Consider the following 17,497-nt stretch of genomic DNA (forward strand, 5'->3'; position numbering starts at 1 on the left):
CGAGAAATTCTGGTCATGCTAGGGTGGAGAGCTTTTTTTAGTAAGCAAATTAGCTACATAGGGAGGATTTTTCATCATGCCTTTAGTTTCAATGACAGAAATGTTGAAAGACGCAAAGGAAAAAGGTTACGCTGTTGGACAGTTTAACTTAAATAATTTAGAATTCACGCAAGCGATTTTACAAGCTGCTCAAGAAGAGAAGTCTCCAGTTATCTTAGGAGTATCCGAAGGAGCAGGACGCTACATGGGCGGCTTCAAAACAGTTGTCGCAATGGTAGAAGCGTTAATCGAAGAATATAATGTAACAGTTCCTGTTGCGATTCATTTAGATCACGGTTCAAGCTTTGAATCTTGTGCAAAAGCCATTCATGCAGGATTTACTTCTGTCATGATCGACGCTTCTCACCACCCATTTGATGAGAACGTAGCAACAACTGCGAAAGTAGTTGAGCTTGCACATTTCCACGGTGTATCTGTAGAAGCTGAGCTTGGAACTGTTGGTGGACAAGAAGACGACGTCATCGCTGAGGGCGTTATTTATGCTGATCCAAAAGAGTGCCAAGAGCTTGTAGAACGCACTGGCATTGACTGCCTTGCGCCTGCATTAGGTTCAGTACATGGTCCATACAAAGGTGAACCAAACCTTGGTTTCGCTGAAATGGAAGAAATCGGTAAAATGACAGGTCTTCCACTTGTTCTTCACGGCGGAACAGGTATCCCAACTGCTGACATCAAGCGTTCAATTTCACTTGGTACAGCAAAAATCAATGTAAACACTGAAAACCAAATTGCTTCTGCGAAAGCAGTACGCGAAACACTTGCTGCAAAAACAGAAGAGTATGATCCACGTAAATATCTTGGACCAGCTCGTGACGCAATTAAAGCGACTGTTATCGGCAAAATGCGCGAATTTGGTTCTTCTAACCAAGCATAATTTGATGAGAACCGAAAGCCGCCTGAGTCACAGGCGGTTTTCTCCATATCTTGAGAAAGCGCAATCAAAATTTACATTTCAGACAATTTATTGATAGGAGAGTGGCACGGTTATGTTATTTTTCGTAGATACAGCGAATATCGCAGACATCAAAGAGGCGCACGAGCTTGGGATTTTAGCAGGCGTCACAACAAACCCTAGTTTAGTAGCGAAAGAAAAGGACGTATCATTCCACGACCGTCTTCGCGAAATCACTGACGTAGTATCAGGTTCTGTTAGTGCAGAAGTCATTTCGCTTAAAGCAGAGGAAATGATTGAAGAAGGAAAAGAGCTTGCTGCCATCGCACCAAATATCACGGTCAAAGTACCGATGACAACAGATGGCCTTAAAGCTGTCAAAGCGTTAACAGACCTTGGTATTAAAACAAACGTCACTTTGATTTTTAATTCAAATCAGGCACTGCTTGCAGCTAGAGCTGGTGCGACGTATGTGTCTCCATTCCTCGGTCGTTTAGATGACATTGGTCACAATGGACTTGATCTCATTAATGAAGTGAGAACCATTTTTGATGTTCATGGATTAGATACACAAATCATTGCTGCATCCATTCGTCACCCGCAGCACGTGACAGAAGCTGCGCTTAGAGGTGCTCATATCGGCACAATGCCGCTGAAAGTCATCAAGCAGCTGACAAAACACCCATTAACGGATGCAGGCATTGAGCAATTTTTAGCAGACTGGAATAAATAAGTGATTGTGGCAGGCGGGATTGTCTCCCGTTTGCCGCAGTTTTCCTTAAAAACGCTAAGAAATGTTTTGTGCAAAGAAGAGAACATCACAGCCTCGCAAAGCTTCGATTATTTTTCTTCCGACAAATTTCGTTTAACCTGTATTCTTTCTCTTGATATTGGCTAAATTTTGGACAAGACCTTTTAAAGCGCGACATCCACAAACATTATAACTCCAACAGTGATCTTCTTTAAGAAGGGAGACAAATATGGAAAAGTTAAACATTGCCGGCGGTGACCCTTTGCGCGGTACCGTACATATTAGTGGTGCGAAAAATAGTGCAGTGGCACTGATTCCTGCCACGATTCTCGCTGATTCTCCAGTAACCATTGAGGGCCTTCCGCATATTTCAGATATTGACACATTACGAGATCTGTTAGAAGAGATTGGCGGAAAGGTCACGTTTGAAAAAGGTGAAATGGTCGTCAATCCTGCTTCCATGATCAGTATGCCGCTTCCTAATGGGAAAGTGAAGAAGCTGCGTGCATCCTATTATTTAATGGGCGCCATGCTGGGCAGGTTCAAGCAGGCTGTCATCGGGCTGCCAGGAGGGTGTCACTTAGGACCTAGGCCGATCGATCAGCATATCAAAGGCTTTGAAGCACTTGGAGCCGAGGTGACAAATGAGCAGGGTGCCATTTATTTGCGTGCTGAAAAATTAGTCGGAGCCCGCATTTACCTTGATGTTGTCAGTGTAGGTGCGACCATCAATATCATGCTGGCAGCTGTACTGGCTGAAGGAAAAACGGTGATTGAAAATGCCGCAAAAGAACCCGAAATTATTGATGTAGCGACACTGCTTGCAAGCATGGGAGCCAAAATCAAGGGTGCGGGTACTGATGTGATTCGAATCGAAGGTGTAGAATCTCTTCATGGCTGTAAGCATTCCATCATCCCTGACCGCATAGAAGCAGGCACATTTTTAATTGCTGGTGCTGCGATGGGGGATGAAGTTGTACTTGATAATGTGATCCCAACTCATTTAGAATCAATTACGGCGAAACTTAGAGAAATGGGGTTCACCATTGAAACGAGCAACGATCAGATGCTGATCGTTGGCAGAAACGAAGGACTCAAGCCTGTCGATATCAAAACCCTTGTGTATCCGGGCTTTCCGACTGACCTTCAGCAGCCGATGACGGCGCTGTTAACAAAGGCGAAAGGCACGAGTGTGGTCACAGATACGATCTACTCAGCACGCTTTAAGCACATTGACGAATTGCGTCGAATGGGTGCAAACATGAAGGTCGAAGGAAGATCTGCCATTATAACTGGACAAACGCAGCTTCAAGGAGCAAAGGTCAAAGCAAGTGACCTGCGTGCAGGTGCTTGTCTCGTCGTGGCAGGGTTAATGGCAGACGGTGTGACCGAAATCACAGGGCTTGAACATATAGACAGAGGATATAGTTTGCTTGAGAAGAAGCTTGAAGGCTTGGGTGCAACCATCTGGCGTGAAAAGCTGAATGACCAAGAAATAGAAGAACTTCAAAATTCATAAGGCTTTGACTGTGAGAGGAGATTTGGACAAAAATGGAAAGAAGTTTATCGATGGAACTAGTACGGGTGACAGAAGCAGCCGCATTAAAATCTGCCCGCTGGATGGGAAGAGGATTAAAAGACGAAGCGGATGATGCTGCAACAAGTGCAATGCGTGATGTATTTGATACCATTCCGATGAAAGGAACAGTGGTCATTGGCGAGGGGGAAATGGACGAAGCACCAATGCTTTATATTGGGGAAAAGCTTGGGAACGGATACGGACCCCGCGTGGATGTTGCTGTTGATCCATTAGAAGGAACAAATATTGTGGCAAGCGGTGGCTGGAATGCCTTAGCTGTTATTGCAGTTGCAGATCATGGCAACCTGCTGAATGCACCTGATATGTACATGGATAAGATCGCAGTAGGTCCAGAAGCGGTAGGCTGCATCGACATTGAGGCGCCTGTCATTGACAATCTTCGCGCTGTAGCAAAAGCAAAAAATAAAGATATTGAAGATGTGGTTGCAACAATTTTAAACAGAGATCGACATGAGAAAATCATTGCTGAACTGAGAGAAGCAGGAGCAAGAATTAAACTGATCGATGATGGTGACGTTGCAGGAGCCATTAATACAGCATTTGATCACACAGGTGTTGATATTCTATTTGGTTCAGGCGGAGCGCCAGAAGGTGTCCTTTCTGCTGTTGCATTAAAGGCACTTGGTGGTGAAATCCACGGAAAGCTTCTTCCTCAAAGTGAAGAAGAACTAAGACGCTGTGAGAAAATGGGGCTGGATGTTGGCAAAGTCCTAAGAATGGAAGACCTTGTAAAGGGTGATGATGCCATTTTTGCAGCGACTGGTGTAACAGACGGCGAGCTATTAAAAGGTGTTCAATTCAAAGGCTCTGTTGGAACAACACATAGTGTTGTTATGCGTGCGAAATCGGGTACAGTTCGTTTCGTAGACGGCAGACACAGCTTAAAGAAAAAACCGAATCTTGTCATTCGTCCGTAATCTGAAAGCGGGTATTCATTACCCGCTTTTCATATAGGTGTCAAATGTATATCATTTTCTTTTTAAAGTTGAATATTCTCTGCAAATGAGGTAAAACTAAAGAGTGCTGCGAAATTTTCTGCGAATTTACTTCTTTTAAGCTTCAACAAGTTTAAAACTGCCGCATCATGACGATATACTCACTATCCTTCTCTATGTTGACAAAGCTCAATTTCACATTGTTCCTATCTTTTACGATAAAACGAGTGGGAGCGTTACCATGAGAGCGAGGTCATTCCAACAAAAACGGAATTAAAAGCTAATCAAATAATTGGTCATGCATTTGTAATGAAATACATTGACTAGAAAAGTGTGGTGTCCATATTGAAAGATGTTTCGATTTCATCTTTGGAAAATATGAAATTAAAAGAGCTGTATGAGTTAGCAAAAAAATACAAAATCTCTTATTACAGCAAACTAACAAAAAAAGAATTAATTTTTGCCATCTTAAAGGCGAACGCTGAGCAAGAGGATCTCTTATTTATGGAAGGGGTTCTTGAAATTATTCAGTCTGAGGGATTTGGTTTCTTAAGACCAATTAACTACTCTCCAAGTTCTGAAGACATTTATATTTCAGCTTCACAAATCAGACGCTTTGATTTACGAAACGGAGATAAGGTGTCTGGAAAGGTACGACCTCCAAAAGAGAATGAACGCTACTATGGCCTCCTTCATGTAGAAGCGGTAAATGGGGACGACCCAGAATCAGCTAAGGAACGTGTTCACTTTCCTGCACTCACGCCGCTATTCCCTGATCGTCAAATGATTCTTGAAACACAGCCTAATCACCTGTCTACTAGAATTATGGATATGATGGCGCCAGTTGGATTTGGGCAGCGTGGTTTAATTGTTGCACCGCCTAAGGCTGGGAAAACCATTTTGCTCAAAGAAATTGCCAACAGCATTTCTGAAAATCACCCAGAGTCAGAGCTGATTGTCCTTTTGATTGACGAACGCCCGGAGGAAGTAACAGATATCGAACGTTCTGTTGCAGGGGATGTTGTTAGTTCAACCTTTGACGAAGTACCGGAAAACCACATTAAAGTAGCAGAGCTTGTATTAGAGCGCGCCATGCGTCTTGTTGAACATAAGAAAGATGTCATCATCTTAATGGACAGCATCACAAGGCTTGCACGTGCATACAACCTTGTCATCCCGCCAAGCGGCCGAACGCTTTCCGGCGGTATTGATCCAGCGGCTTTCCACCGTCCAAAACGCTTCTTTGGTGCTGCGCGTAACATTGAAGAAGGCGGAAGCTTGACGATTTTAGCCACTGCGCTTGTTGATACGGGATCACGTATGGATGATGTGATTTATGAGGAGTTTAAGGGAACGGGGAACATGGAGCTTCATTTGGACCGCTCTCTTGCAGAAAGAAGAATTTTCCCAGCGATCGATATTCGTCGTTCTGGTACGAGAAAAGAAGAACTGCTTGTACCAAAAGAGCATCTTGACCGTCTATGGGCGATGAGAAAATCGATGTCAGATACACCTGACTTTGCTGAGAAGTTCATGCGCAAAATGAGAAAAACAAAGACAAACCAAGAATTTTTCGATATTTTAACGCAAGAATGGAAACAAGCCAACATGTCTGCATCAAGAAGATAGCTTGTTGAAAAAATACATTTGCAATCATAGACTCACACTGTTATAATTTCATCATGTGCGTTTCAGAATTTATTCTGAGATATTAACTCTGTTTCCGAATTGGATTCAGGGCGGAAGGAGATGACAGTAGATGAAAACAGGAATTCATCCTAACTACAAAAAAGCTACAGTCAAATGCGCTTGTGGAAATGAGTTTGAAACTGGATCAGTAAAAGAAGAGGTACGCATTGAGATTTGCTCTGAGTGCCATCCTTTCTATACAGGCCGTCAAAAATTCGCTTCTGCTGATGGACGTGTTGACCGCTTTAACAAAAAATACGGTCTTAAGTAATAATAGATACAATAAACAGGCAGGAATCCGTTCTTGCCTGTTTTTTTACGTGGATTGATGGAACTTTAAAACGGGGGAGAAGACCTTATGTATGTGATGAAACAAAGCGGTTGGCTTGAAGTCATCTGCGGAAGTATGTTTTCTGGAAAGTCGGAAGAATTGATTCGGAGAGCCAAAAGGGCCACCTTTGCCAAACAAGAAGTAAAAATATTCAAACCAGCGATTGATAACCGATATAGTACAAGCTCAGTTGTCTCACATAACGGTTCATCGGTCGATGGGATTGCAGTAGCCTCACCAAAAGACATAATAACGCACATATCAGAAAGAACCGATGTCATTGGCATTGATGAGGTGCAATTTTTTGATGAGACAATCATTGACATTGTCACTCAATTGGCTGATAAAGGCTACCGAGTCATTGTTGCAGGCCTTGATCAGGACTTCAGAGGAGAGCCATTTGGTGTTGTTCCGCATTTAATGGCATGTGCAGAGCTTGTAACAAAACTTCAAGCAGTTTGTTCGGTATGCGGCTCCCCAGCGAGTAGAACACAACGCTTGATCGACGGTAAACCCGCATCCTATGATGATCCCATTATTTTAGTAGGTGCGCAGGAATCATACGAAGCACGATGCAGACATCACCATGAAGTACCAAGACTTGACGTTGGTACAACACTTGACAATTAAAAAATAGCAAATGCCGCTGCGTTTCGTTTTTCGAGATTTTGGCTGAACACCCATCATTTGTACTTAAATAAATTAAATAACGCTACGAAAAAATTATCTAATTTTCAACGCTTGCGTTTTAGCATAAGCAGGCATAAAATGACTAACTGTAGTGTAAAGCATTTTAACGAAAAGTTCGATTTCTTGTCATAATTTTTTTGATTAAGGATTTTCCTCCTTAATCGTTCTTTAAATTAATAGTTCACTTTATTTATATTTTAGAAAGAGGGTAGTTTTTGATGAACAACGTGAAGAAAACAAAAGAAGGGTACCTCGAAACCACTTTGACAGGTAAAGATGTATTATCGATTCCAACGTTGAACAAAGGCGTGGCTTTCTCTGAAGAAGAAAGACAAGAGCTTGGACTAGAAGGTTTACTTCCTCCAACTGTTCTCACTTTAGAACAACAAGCTGAGAGAGCGTACAAGCAATTTCTAGCACAGCCAGATCGTCTTCGTCAAAACGTATACTTAAGTGATTTGCAAAACCGTAACGAAGTATTGTTCTATAAGCTTCTAACAGACAAGCTTCGTGAAATGCTTCCTGTTGTGTACACACCAACTGTTGGTGAAGCGATTCAAGAGTACAGCCATGAATACAGAAGACCTCATGGTGTCTATCTTTCAATCGACAACATTGACGGCATTGAGAAAGCATTTGAAAACCTACATGCAACAGCAGGAGATATTGACCTTATCGTTGCAACTGACTCTGAGAGCATTCTTGGAATTGGTGACTGGGGTGTTGGTGGTATCAACATCGCAATCGGTAAATTAGCTGTTTACACGGCTGCAGCAGGTATTGATCCAAGCCGCGTGATTCCAGTCGTATTAGATGTTGGAACAAACAATGAAAAATTATTGAATGATCCATTATACATTGGGAATCATCACAAACGTGTACAAGGTGAAAAATACGAAGAATTCATTGATGCTTATGTAAAAGCAGCGCTTAAATTCTTCCCGAAAGCCTTACTTCACTGGGAAGACCTTGGAAACAAAAATGCGCGTAACATCATGAAAAAATACAATGATAACATCTTAACATTCAATGATGATATTCAAGGTACTGGTGCCATTACTTTAGCGGGTGTTCTTGCAGCTGTCAAGAAAACTGGTACTCAATTGAAAGATCACCGTGTGATGATCTTCGGAGCTGGATCAGCTGGTATCGGAATCGCAGATCAAATGCGTGACACAATGGTTCTTGAAGGTCTAAGTGAAGAAGAAGCAAACAATGCTTTCTGGACATTAGACTACAGAGGTTTACTGACAGATCAATTTGAAGATGAAGTGTTTGATTTTCAAAAACCATATCTTCGTTCTGCTGATGAAGTAGAAGGATGGGCACGTGATGAAAAAGGGCAAATCTCATTTGCTGAAACTGTTCGCCAAGTGAAGCCAACCATTCTTATTGGTACATCAGGTCAAGGCGGCGCATTCACTGAAGAAATCATTCAAGAAATCGCAGCTCATACTGAGCGTCCAGTGATCATGCCAATGTCTAACCCAACAACACTTGCGGAAGCAGTTCCAGAAGATCTATTCAAATGGACAGACGGCCGTGCACTTGTTGCAACAGGAAGCCCGTTCGAAAACGTTGAGTATAACGGAATTGAACATGAAATTGGACAATCAAACAATGCGTTCGTTTTCCCTGGACTTGGTCTTGGCTCAATCGTAACGGAATCAAAAATCATCACAAAAGGCATGTTCGTTGCTTCTGCGAATGCAATTGCTGAAATGGTTGATCATGAGAAACCAGGTGCTGGTCTACTGCCAAGTATTGATAAATTGCAAGAAGTGTCAATTCATGTGGCTGTTGAAGTAGCGAAAGCAGCAATTAAAGATGGTGTCGCAAGAAAAACGCCTGACAACATCGAACAAGCTGTAAAAGACGCAATGTGGATTCCTGAATATAAAAAAATTGTAAGAGCATAATAAAATTTGTAACGCGGCATTGCTTCGGGTAATCTAAGCAATGCCGCAATAAAATAAGAAACATGTAAAGGATTCAAGGAGGAATAGTAAGATGGACTTTTTAAATATTTTGATCCTCCTAGCACCGATTTTTTTCGTTATCGCGCTGGGTTGGTTCGCAGGGAACTTCGGCAGCTATGACGCTAAATCTGCAAAAGGTGTAAGTACACTTGTTACAAAGTATGCTTTGCCAGCGCACTTTATCGCCAGCATTCTGTCAACACCAAAAGATAAATTCTATAGTCAAATTCCATTTTTCGTTGCATTGATTTTCGGAATCGTAGGCTTTTATATCATTATCCTTTTAGTTACGAAATTTGCTTTTAAATATGATTTAACAGATTCATCTGTTTTCTCGTTAAACTCAGCACAACCGACCTTTGCATTTATGGGGATTCCGGTCTTGGGCAGTTTATTTGGGGCTCAAGAAGTTGCAATTCCGATTGCTATTACCGGAATAGTTGTAAATGCATTGCTTGATCCAATTGCCATTATTGTGTCAACTGTCGGTGAAAAAACAAAAGGAAAAGCCAAAGACGGCGAAAGTTTCCTGAAAATGACGACAAAAGCGATTTTGCACGGTTTATCAGAGCCGCTTGCACTTGCACCACTAGCAAGTATCATTCTTGTTCTTTTAGGATTTAAACTTCCTGCAATTGGACATGAAATGTTAGAGGAAATCGGAAGTGTGACGTCAGGGGTTGCGCTATTCGCAGTCGGTGTCACTGTAGGTATTCGAAAAATTAAACTGAGCTTACCAGCATTCAGTATTGCACTATTAAAAGTAGCTGTACAACCGATTCTTATGTATCTCATTGCCATTCTTATGGGTCTTTCGGCTGATGAGATTACAAAAGCTGTGTTGCTTGTTGCCTTCCCAGGTTCAGCTGTTGCAGCGATGATCGCAACACGATTTGAGAAACAAGAGGCAGAAACTGCATCCGCATTTGTGATCAGTGCCATCATGTCACTCATTACATTACCGATCATTATTGCACTTACCGTATAATATAGTAGAAGGCTGCCTCCTCAGGCAGCCTTTCTTAGCGAAATGAATGAAACAGAGGGAAGAGCACACGCTTTTTTTTGATGTCAGGGTGTGTGATTTCCTTTTTTTCTTCTATTTGAGAGGGTTGTTTCAAGCTCGCGGCAAGACGCTCAAGTTTAGTGGTTAGATCTTCAATTTCTCTGCGGTGCTGAAGCAGCTGGTATGATACACCTTCATCTGCTTTTTTAGCCAGTTTCCGTTCGAGTTCTTGCAGACGATTTTCTACATCAGTGACGTGTAATTGCTGCTGAATGAGCTGGTTCACCTGCTTTTCTAATGCTTCAATCCGCTTTGTGGAGGCATCAGTTTCTACAGCAGGTGATAGCTGTTGAACGGTTTCCTCGTGGATTGGCAGTCGAATGTCTTGAAGGATCACACCTTCACTCATTTGGTGTTTGACTTCTTTAAGCAGCATTACAATATCTTCATGAAATTCATAATGTCCAAGTTCATTCCGGGCGACAGGGATGTTGAGCTGTTTAACCCAACGCTGAATCGTTTTTGAAGAAACGCCAATTTTTTTTGCAACCTCATTTGTATTCAAACCAAATGCCCTCCCTTTTTTCAATTATAAGTACCATTCTCTTCAAGGAGGACCTGTTCCTTCACGTTAGACAAAACAAGTAACCAATCGCCAAAGATCGTGTTTTCTAGCGAAAAATTGCAGAAAATCAATTGTTTTGGAAATTTTTTTGACTGTCATACCCCGCTATACTATAATTAGACTGTTACGCACAAAACAGAGGTGAAGACCATGTTAGACCGTTTAAAATCAATTGAAGAACGCTATGAAAAGCTAAATGAATATTTAAGTGATCCTGAAGTGGTAAACGACCCTAAGAAGCTTCGTGAATATTCGAAGGAGCAATCCGATATTCAAGAAACTGTTGAGGTATATAGGCAATATCGTGCGGCATACGACCAGTTAAGTGAAGCGAAAGCAATGCTGGAAGAAAAGCTGGATGCCGAGATGCGCGACATGGTCAAAGAAGAAATTTCAGAGCTCACAGAGGAAACGGAACGTTTAGAAGACGAGCTGAAAATCTTGCTGATCCCGAAAGATCCGAATGACAACAAAAACGTTATTGTGGAGGTTCGTGGTGCAGCGGGAGGAGAAGAGGCTGCGCTTTTTGCTGGAAATCTTTACCGCATGTACAGCCGTTATGCTGAAATGCAAGGCTGGAAAACGGAAGTGATGGAAGCGAGTGTGACTGGAACAGGCGGTTATAAAGAGATTATCTTTATGATCAGCGGGAAAGGTGCATACTCCAAACTAAAGTTTGAAAACGGCGCACACCGCGTGCAGCGTGTTCCGGAAACAGAATCAGGCGGACGGATTCATACATCAACAGCGACAGTTGCTGTCTTGCCTGAGGCGGAAGAAGTTGAAATTGATATCCATGAAAAAGACATCCGTGTAGATACATTCACATCAAGCGGACCTGGCGGACAAAGTGTCAATACGACCATGTCTGCTGTTCGATTAACTCACCTTCCAACAGGTGTGGTTGTATCCTGTCAGGACGAGAAGTCGCAAATTAAAAACAAAGAAAAAGCCATGAAAGTGTTACGTGCGAGAATTTATGATAAATTCCAGCGGGAAGCACAGGCTGAATATGATCAAACGCGTAAATCTGCTGTTGGAACAGGGGATCGTTCAGAGCGTATCCGTACGTACAATTTCCCGCAAAACCGTGTAACCGACCACCGCATCGGATTAACGATTCAAAAGCTTGATCAAATTTTAGAAGGAAAACTTGACGAGGTCATAGATGCATTAATTATGGAAGACCAAGCAAGAAAGCTTCAAAATGCAAAATAATCAACGAACCATCTTTGAAGCCCTTAAATGGGCTTCTTCTTTGTTAACGGGAGCCGGTAGAGACCAAAACGCAGCAGAGCTCCTTTTGATGCATGTACTGGACCTAAGCAGAAGTGAACTTCTTGCACGTTTTCATGATCAACTGCCAGAGGAGCAAGATCGGTTTTTCAGCGAGTTTGTCATGCAGCATAAGGAAGGCGTGCCTGTTCAGCATCTAACGGGTATTGAATTCTTTTACGGTCGTCCCTTCGAGGTGAACAAACATGTTCTCATTCCTCGTCCTGAAACGGAAGAGGTCGTTTTGGCGGCGCTGAATCTGGTGAGTGACGTCTTCCCGCACGATCAGCCGCTCAAAGCAGTTGACGTTGGTACCGGAAGCGGGGCAATTGCAATTACGCTGGCTCTTGAGAAAGAAACACTATCTGTCACAGCAACGGATATTTCACATGAGGCACTTGCGGTAGCAAAGCGGAATCAACAAGCGCTTGATGCAGACGTCCATTTTTTACAAGGTGACTTACTCGAACCTATCATGGATCAAGGCATCAAAGTGGATCTGTTTATTTCCAATCCACCTTATATTGCGGCAGAGGAAATGGTCAGTTTGTCAGAGGTGGTTGCGAAGCATGAGCCAGTGAATGCGCTGACAGATGGACGTGATGGTCTGTGGTTTTATAAGCGTCTCATTCGTGATCTTCACAGTGTACTTCATGAACAGGCGGTCGTTGTCTTTGAAATTGGACATACGCAAGGGCAAGATGTAAAAGCACTTCTCTTGCAGTCATTTCCCGCGGCAGATGTCCGCATCGTCCAGGATATAAACGGGAAAGACCGAGCTGTTTGCGCACACATTCAAAACGGAAAGTCCGGCTGAATAAAGTCGGACTATTTTATTATGTAAAGATGAAACTTATGGTAAAAGAGAAACGTATATATAGAAGAATGAACATTCTGATCATGATTTTTTTACATAAATTTGTTTTGAAGGAGCGAATGGTGTGAACAGAAGGTATGCGATGGTGTTGGTCATCGTCAGTGTACTATTGATTGTGAGTGCTTGTGGTAAACCGAGCTTTAAAAAAGAAGCAGCAGCATTTGGAGAAAGCTATAAAAAAGCACAATACACAGTAAATCGAACAGATGACCTAACTGACATGAAGGAGAAGCTGAAGTTTTATTTAACCGAGCATGAATATCAAGAATATACACAAGACAGTATGTTCCCGAGCGTGTTAGAAGCAGCAAAGGATCAAGATTGTCAAATTAAGCTGAAAAAAATTACGTTTACGCCTTCAGATGAAAGCGATGACAGAATTGAATTTGACTATGAAATGATGATTCAATTTATTGATCAAAAAGGAAAGGTTAAAAAAGAAATCAAGAAAAAAGGAGCAATGACTGTCATCAAAACAGAAGCAGGGTTAAAAATCAGCCGAGATTGGGATGGGAGACTGTATCCTTCCGATTACCAATCCTCACTCCAAAGTCGTTCTTAATGGGACGGCTTTTTTTGATTTGACTCATAATCTATTAAAAAAATCATTTTTGCTGTTTATGAAATGGGTTTCCTGGACACAATGTTTGTAGCGAAGAGAAAAAGTGGGGGGGAACACATCATGTTTAAAAGTAAAATGATGATTTGTCTTTATATGTTTCTATTATTATGCGGTGCTTTTGCAAACCTTGGCAGGGAGGAGACAGCGGCTGCTTCTGCAAATCAGCCTGTTGTGATACCAGACGAAGCGATTCGATTACGCATTTTAGCAAATAGTGATCGTTCAGCGGATCAGGATGTGAAAAGAAGCATTCGAGACGAGGTTAATGCCAATATGACGGAGTGGGTCAAAGACCTCACATCCATTGAAGAAGCAAGACGTGTGATTCGGTCCAAGCTGCCAGAAATCAATCGTATTGCCAAAGCGAAATTGAAGGAACAGCACATTGATCAATCCGTCTCAGTCAGCTTTCAAAAAGCCTCATTTCCAACAAAGCTATATGGGAATTTTGTCTATCCTGCAGGGAAATATGAAGCCATTTTAATTACACTTGGAGAAGGGGATGGAGCCAATTGGTGGTGTGTGTTATTCCCGCCACTCTGCTTTATCGATTTTTCAAATGGTGAAGCCATCGCATCACCAGAGGGGGATGAGGATAACCAAATGACAGCGCAGCAAACAGATGAATCTGTGAATGAAGTGGTGAAAGAAGAGAAAGAAGAGACGGGTGAAGTGAAATTCTTTTTATTCGAATGGGTCTCTAGTCTTTTCTCCTAAAAAAGGTATAAATCTGTTTTTGCCTCATAGAGTTGAAGTAAGAGATCAAAAAGAGGTGAAAGCATGTATTATCAGTTAAGAATAGCCACAGAAGAAGATGCCCCAGCGATCAATGCTTTTCTTGAAAAGGGACAAGCGAAAGGCGGCGTCACGCTTGCAGAGCGTACGACATTTGTTGTCATGGAAGATGCGGAAGGTCAGCTGGCAGGGTGTTTAGGTCTTGAACAGCTTAGTGAACAAGAGGGCTTGTTGCGGTCCCTTGTCATATCAGATAAACTAGGTCAGGGACACATCGTGTCTTTGTTCCAAAGTGTTCAAACGCTCGGAGGAAAAATAGGTATGGATACTTTTTATGTCGTCGCAAACCTCTCCTCCTCACATGACTTTTTGGCATTGATGGGCTTCACGCCATTAGAGGACATTCCAGAAAGCATGTGGGTATCTGCACATGCAAAAGAGATATTGGCGAAAGAACAGGCTGTGGTTCTTCAAAAAAAAGACAGTTAATCACGACATACTGGACTTATACACAAACTTATCCACTGTTAAACAAGCGTTATCCACAAATTGTGGACAACGCTTGTTTTATTGATCATCATCTTTTATACTTTCAAAAGGATAATTGAGATATATCAACAGTTTTATCTTTTTTAAAAGGAGTTTGTATGATGTTAAATACAAAAAGATGGTCTGTGGATTTAGAAAAGAGTTTATCCACATACTATCCACAAATTGAACAGGCAGCTGTGTTATTGCAGCAAAATGAAGTGGTCGCTTTCCCGACAGAGACTGTTTATGGATTAGGGGCAAATGCGAAAGAGACAGAAGCTGTCATGAAAATATATGAAGCGAAAGGGCGTCCAAGTGATAATCCATTGATTGTCCACATTGCGGAGGTTCAGCAGCTTCACGAATTTGCACAAATAGAAAGCGAAAAAGCAAAGGCTCTGATGGATGCCTTTTGGCCGGGCGCTTTAACCATTGTTCTTCCATGTAAGCCGGGTACTTTATCAAAGCAGGTCACAGCAGGTTTATCCACGGTTGGTGTGAGAATGCCTGACCATCCGATTGCGCTTGAGCTCATCCGAGCAGCTGGTCTGCCGATTGCCGCACCAAGTGCCAACCGTTCAGGCAAACCTTCACCGACACAAGCTGACCATGTAGCGAGTGATCTCGATGGAAGAATCGCTGGGATTGTCGATGGCGGTTCAACTGGAATTGGCGTTGAGTCAACGGTTGTATCCTGTGTCGACGAGATTCCAGTGATCCTAAGGCCGGGTGGGATTACAAAAGAAGCTTTAGAAGAAGTAGTGGGAACGGTCAGCATCGACCCAGGGCTGACAAAAAAGGATGAAGCGCCTGTATCGCCAGGAATGAAATACACACACTATGCCCCTGAAGCTCAGATGTATCTCTTTTCTGGAAGTGATGAAGAGATGCAGCATCACATTCAAACATATCAGGCAGAAGGTCTAAAAGTTGGCGTGCTGACAACAGAAGAAAAGAAATCGTTGTTTGCGGCAGATGTTGTTTTCAGCTGTGGATGGAGAGAAAAACCCGAAACGGTTGCGGCAAACTTATATCGTGTACTGAGACAATTTGATGAGACAGATGTAGATGTCATTATTTCAGAAGCCTTTTCAGAGCAGGGAGTGGGTTCAGCGATTATGAACCGTCTGCAAAAAGCGGCAGGAGGGCGTACCCTCTCTTCGTTCAAATAGTTCTAACCTTTCTTGGACAAACATAGGTTAAAGGAGAATGCGTGTCCAAGGGGGATTTACATGTACGAACTAGCTGGCGAATTGCTGACGCTCAGCATCATGGCTTTTGCACTGGGAATGGATGCTTTTTCGGTTGGACTTGGCATGGGGATGGTTCAGCTGAAGTTCCGCCAGATCATTTATATTGGACTTGTCATTGGGATATTTCATATGTTTATGCCGCTTTTTGGTATGCTGACAGGTCAGCTCCTATCAGGCTGGCTCGGTCTCCTTGCCACCTATATCGGCGGGGCGCTGCTTTTGGTGCTCGGGCTGCAAATGATCGTTGCGTCTATTCGCAAAGAGGATAAACCATTTATCGCACCTGTTGGGGCTGGTCTCGTTCTTTTTGCAACAAGTGTCAGCTTAGACAGTTTTTCCGTTGGTTTAAGTCTCGGAATTTACGGTTCTCACGTGTGGATGACCATTTTATTGTTTGGTTTTTTTAGTATGATCCTCACATGGCTTGGATTATTTCTCGGTAAACAGGTTCGATCATGGGTTGGATCATATAGCGGGGCGCTTGGCGGAATCATTTTACTAGCCTTTGGTATCAAATTATTATTTCCGCTTTAGTCAGTCTCCTTACATAACATGTAGAATGAAATGCTATATAATAGAAGAAAAGGAGGGCGAAAGATGAAAATCTTATTTGTTTGTACGGGAAATACATGCAGAAGTCCGATGGCTCAAGCCCTTTTTGCTTCAATTGCACATGATAAAGGTTTAGAGGTCACTGTTAAATCAGCGGGCATTTTTGCCTCAGATGCTGGGAAGGCTTCTCCTCAAGCGGTCGAAGCATTATTTGAGAAAAGCATTCCCCTGAATCACTCTTCATCAAAACTGACAGAGGATCTTCTGCGAGAAGCAGATTACGTCTTCACCATGACCATGCAACATAAACAGTTGATTATGGAGCAATATGCGTATGCAAAAGACAAGATCTTCACTCTAAAGGAATTTGCGACAGGTACAGAAGGCGATGTATCCGATCCGTTTGGAGGAAGTCTGTCTGTTTATCAGGAAACACGTGATGAACTTGAAGCATTGCTCTATCAGCTGGCTGAGAAATTGAAAAAGGATTAGACGTCCTTATAATGGACAACCTGTAAAACCGTTGCATCAACGGTTTTTCTGCTTTTGTTTGCAAATGACTAGGCAGAGGTTAAAATATAACTGTAAATAAAGAATAAATGTAAGGCATAACAGATCTCACCCTTAGGAGGAATTGCCCGATGAAAGTAGCCATTGCATCCGATCACGGCGGAACGAATATTCGTGAAGAAATCAAACAACTGATGGATGAATTGAAGATTGAATACATTGATATGGGTTGTGAATGTGGATCAGGTTCTGTAGACTACCCAGATTATGCTTTTCCTGTAGCTAACATGGTGGCAAACGGAGAAGTCGACCGCGGCATTTTAATTTGCGGGACAGGCATCGGTATGAGCATCTCAGCAAACAAAGTGAAAGGAATTCGCTGTGCGCTGGCGCATGATACATTTAGTGCGAAAGCGACTAGAGAACATAATGATACAAACGTCCTTGCGATGGGAGAGCGAGTCATTGGACCTGGATTAGCACGTGATATTGCGCACATTTGGCTGACAACAGAATTTACGGCAGGACGACATGCTGTACGGATTGGTAAGATCGCTGATTACGAAGAAAAGCACCTATAAGGA

Annotated in this window: 19 protein-coding genes; 18 read left to right on the forward strand and 1 reads right to left on the reverse strand. The window is 42.5% G+C overall.

What is annotated here, in order from left to right:
* Nucleotides 1-76 precede the first annotated feature (76 nt).
* The 9 genes from C6W21_RS11780 to C6W21_RS11820 all read left to right on the forward strand — a co-directional run bounded on the left by C6W21_RS11780 (nucleotide 77) and on the right by C6W21_RS11820 (nucleotide 9,915).
* Nucleotides 77-934, forward strand: a complete 858-nt coding sequence (locus C6W21_RS11780; protein ID WP_106050527.1) for a class II fructose-bisphosphate aldolase — start codon at nucleotides 77-79, stop codon at nucleotides 932-934.
* A gap of 112 nt (nucleotides 935-1,046) precedes the next feature.
* Nucleotides 1,047-1,685, forward strand: coding sequence for a fructose-6-phosphate aldolase (gene fsa, locus C6W21_RS11785; protein ID WP_106050528.1), 639 nt, complete (start codon nucleotides 1,047-1,049; stop codon nucleotides 1,683-1,685).
* A gap of 247 nt (nucleotides 1,686-1,932) precedes the next feature.
* Nucleotides 1,933-3,222 (forward strand): UDP-N-acetylglucosamine 1-carboxyvinyltransferase, encoded by a 1,290-nt coding sequence (locus C6W21_RS11790; protein WP_041087823.1) that lies wholly within the window; start codon nucleotides 1,933-1,935, stop codon nucleotides 3,220-3,222.
* A 32-nt stretch (nucleotides 3,223-3,254) separates the two neighbouring features.
* Entirely contained in the window at nucleotides 3,255-4,220 is a 966-nt protein-coding gene (glpX, locus tag C6W21_RS11795; RefSeq protein WP_012011567.1) for a class II fructose-bisphosphatase, read from the forward strand.
* Nucleotides 4,221-4,583: 363 nt separating this feature from the next.
* A complete protein-coding gene (gene rho / locus C6W21_RS11800) occupies nucleotides 4,584-5,867 on the forward strand; it encodes a transcription termination factor Rho (protein ID WP_003215202.1) in 1,284 nt (427 codons plus the stop codon).
* Between the two features lie 130 nt (nucleotides 5,868-5,997).
* Entirely contained in the window at nucleotides 5,998-6,198 is a 201-nt protein-coding gene (rpmE, locus tag C6W21_RS11805; RefSeq protein ID WP_003215407.1) for a 50S ribosomal protein L31, read from the forward strand.
* A gap of 87 nt (nucleotides 6,199-6,285) precedes the next feature.
* Nucleotides 6,286-6,888 carry a thymidine kinase gene (locus C6W21_RS11810; protein WP_003214626.1) on the forward strand — a complete coding sequence of 201 codons (603 nt, stop codon included), beginning with the start codon at nucleotides 6,286-6,288 and terminating at the stop codon, nucleotides 6,886-6,888.
* 278 nt (nucleotides 6,889-7,166) lie between these two features.
* Complete coding sequence (gene malS / locus C6W21_RS11815) at nucleotides 7,167-8,867, forward strand: oxaloacetate-decarboxylating malate dehydrogenase (RefSeq protein ID WP_106050529.1); 1,701 nt, start codon at nucleotides 7,167-7,169, stop codon at nucleotides 8,865-8,867.
* 91 nt (nucleotides 8,868-8,958) lie between these two features.
* The gene (locus tag C6W21_RS11820) at nucleotides 8,959-9,915 is read left to right on the forward strand and encodes an AEC family transporter (RefSeq protein WP_106050530.1); all 957 of its coding nucleotides are present in this window, start codon (nucleotides 8,959-8,961) and stop codon (nucleotides 9,913-9,915) included.
* 34 nt (nucleotides 9,916-9,949) lie between these two features.
* Here the strand turns inward: C6W21_RS11820 and racA are convergent, their stop codons facing one another.
* Nucleotides 9,950-10,498: a chromosome-anchoring protein RacA gene (gene racA / locus C6W21_RS11825; RefSeq protein WP_106056346.1), complete on the reverse strand. Its 549-nt coding sequence runs from the start codon at nucleotides 10,496-10,498 to the stop codon at nucleotides 9,950-9,952.
* Between the two features lie 210 nt (nucleotides 10,499-10,708).
* On the opposite strand from racA, the gene prfA reads away from it, so the two are divergent.
* From prfA to rpiB, 9 genes are all read left to right on the forward strand, one after another.
* Nucleotides 10,709-11,776 carry a peptide chain release factor 1 gene (prfA, locus tag C6W21_RS11830; protein ID WP_034660298.1) on the forward strand — a complete coding sequence of 356 codons (1,068 nt, stop codon included), beginning with the start codon at nucleotides 10,709-10,711 and terminating at the stop codon, nucleotides 11,774-11,776.
* Nucleotides 11,766-12,650 (forward strand): peptide chain release factor N(5)-glutamine methyltransferase, encoded by an 885-nt coding sequence (gene prmC, locus C6W21_RS11835; RefSeq protein ID WP_106056348.1) that lies wholly within the window; start codon nucleotides 11,766-11,768, stop codon nucleotides 12,648-12,650. The genes prfA and prmC overlap by 11 nt, the downstream gene beginning before the upstream one ends.
* A gap of 142 nt (nucleotides 12,651-12,792) precedes the next feature.
* On the forward strand, nucleotides 12,793-13,272 hold the full coding sequence (locus C6W21_RS11840) for a hypothetical protein (protein WP_106050533.1): 480 nt from the start codon (nucleotides 12,793-12,795) through the stop codon (nucleotides 13,270-13,272).
* Between the two features lie 120 nt (nucleotides 13,273-13,392).
* Nucleotides 13,393-14,049, forward strand: coding sequence for a stage II sporulation protein R (gene spoIIR, locus C6W21_RS11845; RefSeq protein WP_106050534.1), 657 nt, complete (start codon nucleotides 13,393-13,395; stop codon nucleotides 14,047-14,049).
* Between the two features lie 63 nt (nucleotides 14,050-14,112).
* Nucleotides 14,113-14,556, forward strand: a complete 444-nt coding sequence (locus tag C6W21_RS11850; RefSeq protein ID WP_106050535.1) for a GNAT family N-acetyltransferase — start codon at nucleotides 14,113-14,115, stop codon at nucleotides 14,554-14,556.
* Nucleotides 14,557-14,717: 161 nt separating this feature from the next.
* Nucleotides 14,718-15,770: an L-threonylcarbamoyladenylate synthase gene (locus tag C6W21_RS11855; protein WP_106050536.1), complete on the forward strand. Its 1,053-nt coding sequence runs from the start codon at nucleotides 14,718-14,720 to the stop codon at nucleotides 15,768-15,770.
* A 60-nt stretch (nucleotides 15,771-15,830) separates the two neighbouring features.
* Nucleotides 15,831-16,385, forward strand: a complete 555-nt coding sequence (locus C6W21_RS11860) for a manganese efflux pump MntP (RefSeq protein ID WP_106056350.1) — start codon at nucleotides 15,831-15,833, stop codon at nucleotides 16,383-16,385.
* Nucleotides 16,386-16,448: 63 nt separating this feature from the next.
* Nucleotides 16,449-16,895, forward strand: coding sequence for a low molecular weight protein arginine phosphatase (locus tag C6W21_RS11865; protein WP_106056352.1), 447 nt, complete (start codon nucleotides 16,449-16,451; stop codon nucleotides 16,893-16,895).
* A gap of 149 nt (nucleotides 16,896-17,044) precedes the next feature.
* A complete protein-coding gene (rpiB, locus tag C6W21_RS11870; protein ID WP_106056354.1) occupies nucleotides 17,045-17,494 on the forward strand; it encodes a ribose 5-phosphate isomerase B in 450 nt (149 codons plus the stop codon).
* Nucleotides 17,495-17,497: the final 3 nt, after the last annotated feature.

Origin of the sequence: Bacillus sp. NMCN1, from assembly GCF_002998085.1 — a bacterium.
Classification (GTDB): domain Bacteria; phylum Bacillota; class Bacilli; order Bacillales; family Bacillaceae; genus Bacillus.

What these genes read in the sequence shown, in the direction of transcription:
- spoIIR (WP_106050534.1), top strand. Translation starts at nt 13,393, where the DNA reads ATGTTTAAAAGTAAAATGATGATTTGTCTTTATATGTTTCTATTATTA.
- C6W21_RS11780 (WP_106050527.1), top strand. Translation starts at nt 77, where the DNA reads ATGCCTTTAGTTTCAATGACAGAAATGTTGAAAGACGCAAAGGAAAAA.
- C6W21_RS11840 (WP_106050533.1), top strand. Translation starts at nt 12,793, where the DNA reads ATGGTGTTGGTCATCGTCAGTGTACTATTGATTGTGAGTGCTTGTGGT.
- C6W21_RS11810 (WP_003214626.1), top strand. Translation starts at nt 6,286, where the DNA reads ATGTATGTGATGAAACAAAGCGGTTGGCTTGAAGTCATCTGCGGAAGT.
- C6W21_RS11790 (WP_041087823.1), top strand. Translation starts at nt 1,933, where the DNA reads ATGGAAAAGTTAAACATTGCCGGCGGTGACCCTTTGCGCGGTACCGTA.
- prfA (WP_034660298.1), top strand. Translation starts at nt 10,709, where the DNA reads ATGTTAGACCGTTTAAAATCAATTGAAGAACGCTATGAAAAGCTAAAT.
- C6W21_RS11820 (WP_106050530.1), top strand. Translation starts at nt 8,959, where the DNA reads ATGGACTTTTTAAATATTTTGATCCTCCTAGCACCGATTTTTTTCGTT.
- malS (WP_106050529.1), top strand. Translation starts at nt 7,167, where the DNA reads ATGAACAACGTGAAGAAAACAAAAGAAGGGTACCTCGAAACCACTTTG.
- C6W21_RS11865 (WP_106056352.1), top strand. Translation starts at nt 16,449, where the DNA reads ATGAAAATCTTATTTGTTTGTACGGGAAATACATGCAGAAGTCCGATG.
- C6W21_RS11850 (WP_106050535.1), top strand. Translation starts at nt 14,113, where the DNA reads ATGTATTATCAGTTAAGAATAGCCACAGAAGAAGATGCCCCAGCGATC.
- glpX (WP_012011567.1), top strand. Translation starts at nt 3,255, where the DNA reads ATGGAAAGAAGTTTATCGATGGAACTAGTACGGGTGACAGAAGCAGCC.
- C6W21_RS11855 (WP_106050536.1), top strand. Translation starts at nt 14,718, where the DNA reads ATGTTAAATACAAAAAGATGGTCTGTGGATTTAGAAAAGAGTTTATCC.
- rpiB (WP_106056354.1), top strand. Translation starts at nt 17,045, where the DNA reads ATGAAAGTAGCCATTGCATCCGATCACGGCGGAACGAATATTCGTGAA.
- fsa (WP_106050528.1), top strand. Translation starts at nt 1,047, where the DNA reads ATGTTATTTTTCGTAGATACAGCGAATATCGCAGACATCAAAGAGGCG.
- rpmE (WP_003215407.1), top strand. Translation starts at nt 5,998, where the DNA reads ATGAAAACAGGAATTCATCCTAACTACAAAAAAGCTACAGTCAAATGC.
- C6W21_RS11860 (WP_106056350.1), top strand. Translation starts at nt 15,831, where the DNA reads ATGTACGAACTAGCTGGCGAATTGCTGACGCTCAGCATCATGGCTTTT.
- prmC (WP_106056348.1), top strand. Translation starts at nt 11,766, where the DNA reads ATGCAAAATAATCAACGAACCATCTTTGAAGCCCTTAAATGGGCTTCT.